The 10,309-nt window shown below is 72.1% G+C and carries 10 protein-coding genes and 1 pseudogene; 7 read left to right on the top strand and 4 right to left on the bottom strand.

Annotation, left to right across the window (positions count from 1 at the left end):
• A partial coding sequence (locus tag ASF20_RS17520) for a methyl-accepting chemotaxis protein (RefSeq protein ID WP_244476471.1) occupies nt 1-472 on the top strand: 472 nt, incomplete at its 5' end.
• 63 nt (nt 473-535) lie between these two features.
• Here ASF20_RS17520 and ASF20_RS17515 read toward each other — a convergent pair.
• Both ASF20_RS17515 and ASF20_RS17510 read right to left on the bottom strand, forming a co-directional pair.
• Nucleotides 536-814, bottom strand: coding sequence for a hypothetical protein (locus tag ASF20_RS17515; protein WP_056276216.1), 279 nt, complete (start codon nt 812-814; stop codon nt 536-538).
• A 193-nt stretch (nt 815-1,007) separates the two neighbouring features.
• Nucleotides 1,008-2,027 (bottom strand): gamma carbonic anhydrase family protein, encoded by a 1,020-nt coding sequence (locus tag ASF20_RS17510; protein ID WP_056276213.1) that lies wholly within the window; start codon nt 2,025-2,027, stop codon nt 1,008-1,010.
• Between the two features lie 255 nt (nt 2,028-2,282).
• On the opposite strand from ASF20_RS17510, the gene ASF20_RS17505 reads away from it, so the two are divergent.
• Both ASF20_RS17505 and ASF20_RS17500 read left to right on the top strand, forming a co-directional pair.
• Entirely contained in the window at nt 2,283-2,759 is a 477-nt protein-coding gene (locus ASF20_RS17505) for a molybdenum cofactor biosynthesis protein MoaE (protein ID WP_056211581.1), read from the top strand.
• A 163-nt stretch (nt 2,760-2,922) separates the two neighbouring features.
• Nucleotides 2,923-4,164 (top strand): AI-2E family transporter, encoded by a 1,242-nt coding sequence (locus ASF20_RS17500; RefSeq protein ID WP_056276210.1) that lies wholly within the window; start codon nt 2,923-2,925, stop codon nt 4,162-4,164.
• 69 nt (nt 4,165-4,233) lie between these two features.
• Here the strand turns inward: ASF20_RS17500 and ASF20_RS17495 are convergent, their stop codons facing one another.
• Nucleotides 4,234-5,175: a site-specific tyrosine recombinase XerD gene (locus ASF20_RS17495; RefSeq protein WP_056276679.1), complete on the bottom strand. Its 942-nt coding sequence runs from the start codon at nt 5,173-5,175 to the stop codon at nt 4,234-4,236.
• A gap of 83 nt (nt 5,176-5,258) precedes the next feature.
• On the bottom strand, nt 5,259-5,411 hold the full coding sequence (locus ASF20_RS17490) for a hypothetical protein (protein WP_055946764.1): 153 nt from the start codon (nt 5,409-5,411) through the stop codon (nt 5,259-5,261).
• Between the two features lie 235 nt (nt 5,412-5,646).
• Here ASF20_RS17490 and ASF20_RS17485 point away from each other — a divergent pair, with 235 nt between their 5' ends.
• The 4 genes and pseudogenes from ASF20_RS17485 (at nt 5,647) to ASF20_RS25365 (ending at nt 10,254) form a co-directional block, all read left to right on the top strand.
• Nucleotides 5,647-6,291 carry a shikimate kinase gene (locus ASF20_RS17485; RefSeq protein ID WP_056211803.1) on the top strand — a complete coding sequence of 215 codons (645 nt, stop codon included), beginning with the start codon at nt 5,647-5,649 and terminating at the stop codon, nt 6,289-6,291.
• The gene (aroB, locus tag ASF20_RS17480; RefSeq protein WP_056276207.1) at nt 6,288-7,406 is read left to right on the top strand and encodes a 3-dehydroquinate synthase; all 1,119 of its coding nucleotides are present in this window, start codon (nt 6,288-6,290) and stop codon (nt 7,404-7,406) included. The genes ASF20_RS17485 and aroB overlap by 4 nt, the downstream gene beginning before the upstream one ends.
• Entirely contained in the window at nt 7,403-7,561 is a 159-nt protein-coding gene (locus ASF20_RS24245; RefSeq protein WP_156394042.1) for a hypothetical protein, read from the top strand. The genes aroB and ASF20_RS24245 overlap by 4 nt, the downstream gene beginning before the upstream one ends.
• Before the next feature lie 57 nt (nt 7,562-7,618).
• A pseudogene (locus ASF20_RS25365) lies at nt 7,619-10,254 on the top strand (PAS domain S-box protein).
• Nucleotides 10,255-10,309: the final 55 nt, after the last annotated feature.

Here is a 10,309-nt window from a genome sequence, read left to right as displayed (position 1 = left end):
GCAGACCAACCTGCTGGCGCTCAACGCCACCATCGAGGCGGCGCGGGCCGGCGAGGCGGGCCGAGGCTTCGCGGTGGTGGCCGCCGAGGTCAAGGAGCTGGCCAACCAGACGGCGCGGGCTACGCAGGAGATCGGCGGGCATATCGCCCAGATCCAGGGCTCGACAGCGCGCGCTGTCTCGGCGATCGGCAGCATCACCGCACGTATTCAGGACATCAGCGGGGTTGCAACGACGATCGCGGCGGCGGTGGAGGAGCAGGGGGCGGCCACCCAGGAGATCGTGCGCAACGTGGCGCAGGCGGCGATGGGCACGGGGGCGGTGACGACCAACATCGCGGGCGTGGCGGGCGCGGCCGAGGAGACCGGCGCGGCCGCCGCCCAGGTACTGGGCGCCGCCTCCGAGCTCTCGCGCCAGTCCGAGCACCTCAGCGCCGAGGTCCAGCGCTTCCTGGCCACCGTGCGCGCCGCCTGAGCGGTGCCCACGATCGCCAGAACATGAGAAGGGGCACGTTCGGGGCCCTTCCTGATTTCAGAGTCAGCGGCTGCCGGCGCCGGACTTCGTGCCGGTGCTGCCCGACGCGGTGCCGGCCCCGGATTCATGGGACCCCATGCCTGAGTGGCCGGTCGAGCCCGTGGTCGCGCCCTTCTCCTGGCCGGGCGCGTAACCCGAGGCACCGGGGGAGCCGTACTGAGACCCGTTCTGCTGCATCTCCTGTCCCGGTGCGTTGTTCGCGGATCCCGGACCACTGCCGGCGGCGAAAGCGATCGTGGTCAGGGCGAACGTGCTGGCGAGGGCGAGCGTGACGGCTTTCATGAAGAACTCCTTGCACCACTGCAACTGGGGCCGAACAACGTCGGCTCGGTGCAAGGCGTTCCCAAAAACTTCGATGCGTCCCTGTCCCATTTTTCAAGTGATGCAGGGATGAGACCGGTCGCCGATCTTGTCGCGGCGGCCTGAGCAGCGCGGCAATACCTGCCACGGTGCCGATCTTCTCGGCCTGGAGGGGCTATGGCAGCGCCGCTTCCGCCTGCCGATAGGCCACGCCGTGGGCCACATAGCCCTCGACCACCCGGGCCATCATGGCGCGTTTCTCGGCATCGAGGGGCCCGAGGATGCGGGCCGGGCGCCCGCCCCAGAGATGGCCGCCCTCCAGGAGCTGGCCCGGGTCGGTGGTGGCGCCGGCGGCCAGCAGCACGTCGTCCGCGATCACGGTGCCGGGGGCGACGACGCAGCCGATGCCGATGAGGCCGCGCGCGCCGATGCGGCAGTCGGACAGGCGGACATTGTGCCCGACCGTGGTGTCGCGTCCCAGGACGACGCCCTCGCCCCGGGTCCGGATGACCGTGTTGTCCTGGATGTTGGTGTTGGCTCCGACCACGATGGGACCGACCTCGGCGTGGAGGTCGCAGGAGAACAGCACCGTGGAGCCGGCCCCGAGGGCGATCCGGCCGCGCAGGCGCGCGGTGCGGGCGACGTAGACGCTGGGATCGTGTTCCGGCTCATCGGCGGCCGGCGGGGCCGGCAGGTCGCCGGAGGCCTCGCGCAGGCGCTCCGCCTGCTCGGCGATCTCCGGCAGGCTGATCGCCCGCACCGGCTTGGCGGGGCTGCCCGCATAGGCGAAGCCGGCGGCGAGGTGCGCCCGCGGGAAGACGGTGGCCCCCGCCTCGATCAGCACGCCACTCTCCACGCTCGCCCCGTCGAGCACGATGGCGTCGTCCTCGATCACCACGTCCGAGCCGACGGTGCAGGCATGCACCACGGCATTGCGGCCCACCGTCACCCGGTCGCCGATCAGGGTCGGATAGGTGTTGGTGGCGATGTGGACGGTGGAGCGGTGGCCGAGCCAGAAGCGCTCGCCGATGACGATCCGGTCGCCGTCGGCGCGGATCACGCTGTGGTCGCCGAGCCAGGCCTGGGCGCCGAGGGTGGCGTCGCCGATCACCGTGCTCGCGCGGCCGCACCAGACCGGACGGGCCGAGAACACCGGCAGGACGCCGTCATGGGGCAGGATCAGGTCTGGGGTCACAGCGAAAATGTCCTTCGCATCCCGGTGGTGTCGCCGGGCGTTCGGGGGCATAGAGCGCCCGTGCCCGTGAGGGCAGGTTCGCCGGGCCTCGTCAAGGGTGTACCGCCCGAACGCGGTCCGCCCAAGCCCCGGTTCCCGACCCCTAGTTTCGACCGCCTGTTCCCACCTCCCTTCTTCACTCTCCTTGTACCCACCCGCTCTGTTCCCACCCGCTCTGTTCCCACCCGCCGTTCCGAGACCAGCCCGGGGAAGCCCATGTCCGATGTCAGCATCCAGAGCGCACCCTTCGACGCGAGCGCCGAGATCGCCCGGCTCACCCGCGATCTCGGCGGCAGCGCCGGAGCCATCGTCACCTTCACGGGCCTGTGCCGCGACGAGGGCGGTCGCCTCACGGGACTCGAGCTCGAGCACTATCCCGGGATGGCCGAGGCGGAGATCGGCCGGGTGGTCGAGACCGCCCGCGCGCGCTGGCCGCTCCAGGGCGTGTGCGTGATCCACCGCCACGGCCTCGTCGCCCCGGGGGAGGGCATCGTCCTCGTGGTCACCGCGTCCAGCCACCGGATCGCCGCCTTCGAGGCCGCGAGCTTCCTGATGGATTACCTCAAGACGCGGGCCCCGTTCTGGAAGCGCGAGCACCTCGCCGACGGCACCACGGGCGGCTGGGTCGAGGCGACGGAGGCCGACGACCACGCCGCCGCGCGCTGGGATCAGGAAGCCGGCGCCCCGCGCTAGCGGTGCGCGGATGCCGGCCGGTCACGGCACCAAGCGGCGGAACCCAAGCTGAGCTGGCGACATCCTCCCGCAGGATGGGCCGGGCGCAGCGCGGCCGGGCCTGCCCGGAGACCCGTCCGACATCCGCGTGCCAGACCCGGCATGCCAGGAGTTCACACCGTTCATGGCCATTCCCTTCCTCAGCGAGGAGCCCGCCGGCCCGCGCCCGCGCCGCTGGTCCCTCGCCGTCTCCGGCATCGCCGTCGTGGCCTTCATCGCCGTCCTGGCGCTCGCCTGGATGGCGGCCTCGACGCTGCTCCTCGTCTTCGCCGGCATCCTGCTCGGCGTCTTCCTCGACGGCCTGACGCGGCTTCTCGGCAAGGTCCTGCCGGGAAGCCGGGGCCTGCGCCTCAGCCTCGTCAGCCTCGTGCTCGCCGGCCTGACCCTCGCCCTCATCGCCTTCGGGGGCGCCACGATCGTGCAGCAGGGGCGGGACCTCGGCCAGACCGTGGCGTCCCAGGCCGGCACCGTGCGCGACCGGCTGAAGGATTACGGCATCGACGTGCCCGAGATCGCCCCGGGCAAGGGCGGCGAAAACAAGGGCGGCGAGAGCAAGGACAGCGAGAGCAAGGCCGTTGCCCCCGGCGGCGGTGATGCGAAATCCGGCGGCGGAGGGGATTCGGGCCCTCAGCGCAACGACGATTCCGTGGCCTCCGGCCAGAAGTCGGGCGGCCTCGCGGGCCTCGCCTCGGGGGCGATGAAGAGCCCCGGCTCGCTGCTGTCGGATGCCGGCAGCGTGCTCGGGCCGGCGGCCACCGTGGTGATCGGCCTGTTCAGCGCGCTGGGCAACGCCCTCGTCATCATCTTCCTCGGCCTCTCGGTGGCGGCGGATCCGGGCGCCTACCGGGACGGACTCGTGCGCTTCGTGCCGCCGGCGCACCGGGACCGCGCCACCGCCCTCCTCGACGGCATGGGCGAGACCTTGCGCCACTGGCTGTTCGGCCAGCTCATCACCATGGCGGTGATCTTCGTCTGTACCTGGGCGGGCCTCGCCTTCCTGGGCATCGGCGGCGCCCTCATCCTCGGCCTCCAGGCCGGGCTGCTCGCCTTCATCCCGACCATCGGACCGCTCATCGCCGGCGTCGTGATCCTGCTGGCCTCCCTGGCCTCGGGAACCACCGCGCTCCTCGGGGCCCTCGGCGTCTACCTGGCGGTGCAGACCCTGGAGAGCTACGGGCTGACGCCCTTCATCCAGAAGCAGGCCCTCGACATCCCCCCGGCCACGATCTTCGCCGGGCAGCTCGTGCTCGGCGTGATCTTCGGCCTCTGGGGCATCGCCCTGGCTCTGCCGCTGATGGCGGTGGCCAAGGTGCTGCTGGCGCAGCTTTATATCGAGGACACCCTGCATGAGGAGGCGGAGGGCTGAGGCGCCCTTCCGGGTCGTCAGCCAGGCCTGGGGGGATGTCCGGCGACGGCCCCGTGCCGCCGCCGGGTCTCACGCGTCCATCAGCGGATGCAGGTCGCGGACCATGCTCTTCAGGCGCTCGTCGAGGACGTGGGTGTAGATCTGCGTCGTCGAGATGTCGGCGTGGCCGAGAAGCTCCTGGACGATGCGCAGGTCCGCGCCGTTCTGCAGGAGGTGGCTCGCGAAGGCGTGGCGCAGCACGTGCGGGCTGACCCGGTCCGCCCGGAGGCCGGCCGCCGCCGCCACCGTCTTCAGATCACGGGCGAACGACTGCCGGGTCAGGTGCCCGCTCTCGCTGTCGGCGGGGAACAGCCAGGGGCCGTCGGCGCGCAGGTGGGCGAGGTGGTCGCGCATGGCGCTCCGGGCGATCTCCGTGAGGGGCACCAGCCGCTCGCGTCCGCCCTTGCCCTTGACCACCAGGTAGCGCTCCTTCGTGGAGGCCGCCGCCCGGGGCAGGGCGACGAGTTCCGAGACGCGCAGGCCCGTCGCGTAGAGGAGCTCGATCAGGCAGAGCAGGCGCGTGCCCCGCGCACGCGCCGCCGCCCCATCACCGGCCGCGCCATCTTCTGTCGTCCCTCGGCCGGTCGCCCCTTGGCGCGCCACCGCCAGCAGCCGGTCGACCTCCGCCACCGAGAGCACCTTGGGCAGGGCCCGGACCCGGCGCGGGCCGCCGATCGGGGCGCTGGGATCGTCCTCGGCCAGGCCCTCGGCGTAGAGGAAGCGGTGGAAGCCCCGGATGCAGGACAGGCGTCGGGCCGCCGAGGCGGCCGAGAGGCCGCGCGTCTCGAGGTCGGCGAGGTAGGCCCGCACGGGAGCCGCCTCCATCGCGACGGGGTCGTGCCCGCCCCGCGCCAGGGCGGAGAGGTAGTCGGCGAGGTCGCGCCGGTAGGCCGCGAGGGTGTTGGCGGCCGCGCCCCGCTCGGCGGCGAGCATATCGAGGTAGTCGCGGATCAGGACGTCGCCCGCGGACATTTCGCCCGCGGGGATCTCGACCGCAGGCATCTCGGCCGCAGGAATCTTGGCGGCCCGGTTCGGAGGAGGGGTCGGTGCCCGCGTCACCGGTTCGGCGGCTGGAGCTTCGAGGCGGGGATGGTCACGCTCATCTCGCGCGGCGTCGGCACCACGAAGGTCGCCAGCGCGAACATCCCCGCGAAGGCGAGCCCGGCCAGGATGGCGAGGGTGGCGAGGAAACGGAACAGGGTCGGCACTCGGACGAACCTCGATCGTGCGGCGCTGGGAACGTGAGCGCGCCTCGGGGGCCAGACGGCTTCAGGTGCCGGATGTGGCTGACGACAAGCTTGGGGTTGCATCACGGGCCGACGCCGAAGGCAATGACTTCGCGGCCACAGGCGGCGCGGCATTCCGGTGCGCGCGCCGTCCCGGGTGCTTCGCCCCCACCGGAAAACGCGCTAAGACCCGCCCAACGATGTGTAGATGTCCCTGATGACCGAAGTCCCTCCTCAGGGCGGCGTCCCGCCCCCGGGTGAACCGCCGGCCGCCGCCGCCGGCGAGCCGATCGAACTGCGCCTGCGCCGGGCCCTCGGTCACCGGTCGATCGTGCTCGTCGGCCTCATGGGCGCCGGCAAGAGCACCGTCGGCCGGCGCCTGGCCACGCGCCTCGGCCTGATGTTCAAGGACGCCGACAACGAGATCGAGACGGCGGCCAAACTGACGATCCCGGACATCTTTGCGATCTACGGCGAGCCGAGCTTTCGCGATGGCGAGGAGCGGGTCATCGCCCGCCTGATGCGCGAGGGGCCCCTGGTGCTCGCCACCGGCGGCGGCGCCTTCATGCGCGAAACCACCCGCGCCCGCATCGCCGAGGGCGGCGTCTCGATCTGGCTCAAGGCCGAGCTCGACGTGCTGATGCGCCGGGTGCGCAAGCGCGGCGGGCGCCCGCTGCTCCAGACCGAGGACCCGGAGGAGACCCTGCGCCAGCTCATGGCCCAGCGCCATCCGGTCTACGCCACGGCCGACGTGGAGGTGATCTCCCGCGACGTCGCCCACGACCGGGTCGTGCAGGACGTCATGGAAGCACTCGACGCCTACCTGAACCGCCCCTCGCAGACCGGGATCGCAGCCCAGTGACCGACCGCCTCACCGTGGCCGTTCCCCTCGACCAGGGGCGCGCCTACGACATCCTGATCGGACGCGGCCTCCTCGACGAGGCCGGCCGGCACGTGGCCGCCCTCGGGGCGAAGGCGGCGGTGATCGTCTCCGACACCAACGTGGCCGCCCTCTACGGCGCGCGCCTGCAGGACGGCCTCGCGGCGGCGGGCCTGCGCTCGGGCCTCGTGACCGTCGCCCCGGGCGAGGCCTCGAAATCCTATGCCACCTATGCGGCGGTCTGCGACGGGCTCCTCGCCCACAAGGTCGAGCGCAACGACCTCGTGGTGGCCCTCGGCGGCGGCGTCGTCGGCGACCTCGCGGGCTTCGCGGCCGCCACCCTGCGCCGCGGCGTGCGCTTCGTGCAGGCGCCCACGAGCCTCCTTGCCCAGGTCGATTCCTCGGTCGGTGGCAAGACCGGGATCAACTCGCCCCACGGCAAGAATCTCATCGGCGCCTTCCACCAGCCCCGCCTGGTGCTCGCCGATACCGCCACCCTCGACACCCTGTCGGAGCGGGAGATGCGGGCGGGCTACGCCGAGGTGGCCAAGTACGGCCTCATCAACGACGCCGCCTTCTTCGACTGGTGCGAGGCGCACTGGGCCGGCATCTTCGCGGGCGGGCCGGAGCGCGACGAGGCGGTGGCGATCTGCTGCCGCTCCAAGGCCGGCGTGGTGGTGCGCGACGAGCGCGAGGACGGCGAGCGGGCCCTGCTCAACCTCGGCCACACCTTCGCGCACGCCCTGGAGCGCCTGACCGGCTACGAGTCCGCCCGCCTCGTCCACGGCGAGGCTGTGGCGATCGGGCTGGCGCTGGCCTTCCGCTTCTCCGCCCGCCTCGGCCTGTGCCCGGGCCAGGACGCGGGCCGCGTCGCCAACCACCTCGCGCTCGCCGGCCTGCCGACCCGGCTCCAGGCGGTGCCCGGCGGCTGCGGCGACGCCGACGCCCTCGTGGCGGCGATGGCGCAGGACAAGAAGGTCCGCGACGGCGCGCTGACCTTCATCCTGGCGCGCGGCATCGGCCAGAGCTTCATTGCGCCCGGCATCGACGGCGCCGAGGTCCGCGCCTTCCTGAGTGCCGAACTGAGCGCCGCTTGAGCGATCCCGGGACCGAGGACCTGCATCGCCGCATCGCCGCGCTGGAGGCCGAGCTCGCCCGCCTGCGCGGCGCGCCGGCGGCACAGCGCGAGGCGGAGCTGCGCCTCATCACCGACGCGCTGCCGGTGCTCGTGGCCTATCTCGACCGCGACTAAACCCACCGGTTCAACAACCGCGCCTACAAGACCTGGTTCGGGCGCGGCGTCGACACCCTGGTCGGTCGCCCCGCCCGCGAGGTGCTCGGCCCCGAGATCTTCGCGCAGCACCGCTCCGACATGGACCGGGCGCTGGCCGGCGAGACCATCGCCCGCGACGGCGTCCTGCCGGACGGCCACGCTCGCCTCCGAGCCTGCGCCATCCAGTACATCCCGCGCCGGACCGAGGCCGGCGCGGTGGAGGGCTTCTTCGTCCTCGCCATCGACGTCGAGGAGCGCCGCGCCGCCGAGGCCCGGCGGATCGCGGTGGCCGAACTCGGAGACCGCCTGCGCGACCTCGACGACACCGCCGCCATCGCGTACGTGGCCGCGGAAATCCTCGGAACCACCCTCGGCGTCAGCCGGGCCGGCTACGGCACCATCGACGCCGTGGCGGAGACCATCCTGATCGAGCGCGACTGGAACGCCCCCGGCATCCGGAGCCTCGCCGGGACCCTGCACTTTCGCGATTACGGCTCCTACATCGAAGATCTGAAGCGCGGCGAGACCGTGATCTGCAGCGATGCCGACGCCGACTCGCGCACCGCCTCCGGCGCCGAGGCCTTGAAGGCGATCAGCGCGCACTCTTTCGTCAACATGCCGCTGACTGAGCACGGCGGCTTCGTCGCGCTTCTCTATCTGAACCATGCCACCGCCCGGTCCTGGTCGCCCGAAGAGCTTGCCTTCATGCGCAACGTCGCCGAGCGCGTGCCGGCGGCCACCGAGCGCAGCCGCGCGACCTCCGCGCGACGGGCGAGCGACGCGCAGTTCCACGCCTTCGCACAGGCGGTCCCGATCCACGTCTGGGCGGTCTCCGCCACCGGTGCCCTTGATTGGTTCAACGCCGCCTGCGCCGCCTATTGCGGCCCCGCCCTCGACGGGGTCCGCGGCGCGGCCTGGGCCGCCCTCGTCCACCCCGCGGACCGCGCGGCGGTGGAGGCCTGGGAGGCCTGCCTCGAAGACGGCCGGCCCTACGCCGACGAGTTCCGCATCCGCCGCGACGACGACGCCTATCGCTGGTTCCTGGTGCGGGCCGAGCCGATCCGGGCGGCCGACGGCACCATCCTGCGCTGGGTCGGCACCAGCACCGACATCGACGACCAGAAGGTCACGAGCGCCGAACTGGCGCGCCTGAACAGCAGCCTGGAGCGCCAGGTCGAGAGCCGCACCCGCGAGCGCGACCGCATCTGAGAGACCACCACCGACCTGATGGGGACCGCCGGGCTCGACGGCTACCTGAAGACCATCAACCCGGCCTGGGGCCGCACCCTCGGCTGGGACGAGGACGCCCTGCTCGGCCGGCCCTTCGCGGCGTTGATCGATCCGGCCGACCATGCCGAGACGGCCGAGGTTGTCCGCCGTCTCGCGCGGGGCGAGACCGTGACCGGCTTCGTCGACCGCGTCTTCACGAAGGCGGGTGACCGGCGCACGGTGATGTGGACGGCGGCTCCCGACGGAGAGACCTTCACCGTCATCGGACGGGACATCACCGACCAGCGCCGGACCGAGGAGGCCCTGCGCCAGGCGCAGAAGATGGAGGCGGTGGGCCAGCTCACCGGCGGACTGGCCTACGACTTCAACAACCTGCTCACGGGGATCTCCGGCAGCCTCGAACTGCTTCAGGTCCACATGGCGCAGGGACGGATCACACAGACCTCGATCGCTACATCAACGCGGCGTAGGGCGCGGCCAAGCGTGCCGCCGCCCTGACGCACCGCCTCCACGCCTTCTCGCGCCGGCAGACCCTCGACCCCAGGCCCACCAGCGTGAACGGCCTCATCGCCGGCATGGAGGAGCTGGTGCGCCGCACGGTCGGGCCGGCGGTGACCATCGAGGTGGTCGGCGCAGCCGGTCTCTGGACCGCCCTGGTCGATCCGAACCAGCTCGAGAACGCCCTCCTCAACCTCTGCATCAACGCCCGCGATGCCATGCCGGAGGGCGGCCGCATCACCATCGAGACGGCCAACAAGTGGCTTGATCTCCGCGCGGCCCGCGAGCGGGACCTGGAGCCGGGGCAATTCCTCTCCCTGTGCGTCACCGATACCGGCACCGGCATGACGCCGGAGGTGATCGCCCGCGCCTTCGATCCGTTCTTCACGACGAAGCCCCTGGGCGAGGGGACCGGCCTCGGCCTGTCGATGATCTACGGCTTCGCCCATCAGTCGGGCGGCCAGGTGCGGATCTATTCGGAGGTCGGCCAGGGCACGACGGTATGCCTCTACCTGCCCCGCCACTACGGGGAGGCCGACCTCGGCAACGCACCCCGGGCCGAGCAGGGCCAGACCGTTCTCATCGTCGACGACGAGCCCACCGTGCGGATGCTCGTGACCGAGGTGCTGGAGGATCTCGGCTACACCGCCATCGAGGCGGCGGACGGGGCGGCGGGCCTCAAGGTGCTCGAATCGGACGTGCGGCTCGACCTCCTGGTGACGGATGTCGGCCTGCCCGGCGGCATGAACGGCCGCCAGATGGCCGATGCAGGCCGGGTCGTACGCCCTGGCCTGAAGGTGCTGTTCATCACCGGCTACGCCGAGAACGCCGTGCTGGGCAACGGATACCTCGCGCCCGGCATGCAGGTGCTGACCAAGCCCTTCGTGATGGAGTCGCTCGCCGGACGCATCAAGGAACTCATCGCCGGGACCGACGGGGCGTGAACGGCCCGGCCCGCGCCGTGGTAAGCACCGGCTCGACCTGACGACATCCTCCGGC

This window comes from Methylobacterium sp. Leaf88 (assembly GCF_001422795.1).
GTDB lineage: Bacteria > Pseudomonadota > Alphaproteobacteria > Rhizobiales > Beijerinckiaceae > Methylobacterium.
This window is presented reverse-complemented; position numbering and strand designations above follow the sequence as displayed.

Excerpts from the sequence above, each read along its gene's own strand:
- ASF20_RS17495 (WP_056276679.1), bottom strand. The coding sequence starts at position 5,175 with ATGTCCGCGGGCGACGTCCTGATCCGCGACTACCTCGATATGCTCGCC.
- ASF20_RS17485 (WP_056211803.1), top strand. The coding sequence starts at position 5,647 with ATGACCGAAGTCCCTCCTCAGGGCGGCGTCCCGCCCCCGGGTGAACCG.
- ASF20_RS17515 (WP_056276216.1), bottom strand. The coding sequence starts at position 814 with ATGAAAGCCGTCACGCTCGCCCTCGCCAGCACGTTCGCCCTGACCACG.
- ASF20_RS17505 (WP_056211581.1), top strand. The coding sequence starts at position 2,283 with ATGTCCGATGTCAGCATCCAGAGCGCACCCTTCGACGCGAGCGCCGAG.
- ASF20_RS17500 (WP_056276210.1), top strand. The coding sequence starts at position 2,923 with ATGGCCATTCCCTTCCTCAGCGAGGAGCCCGCCGGCCCGCGCCCGCGC.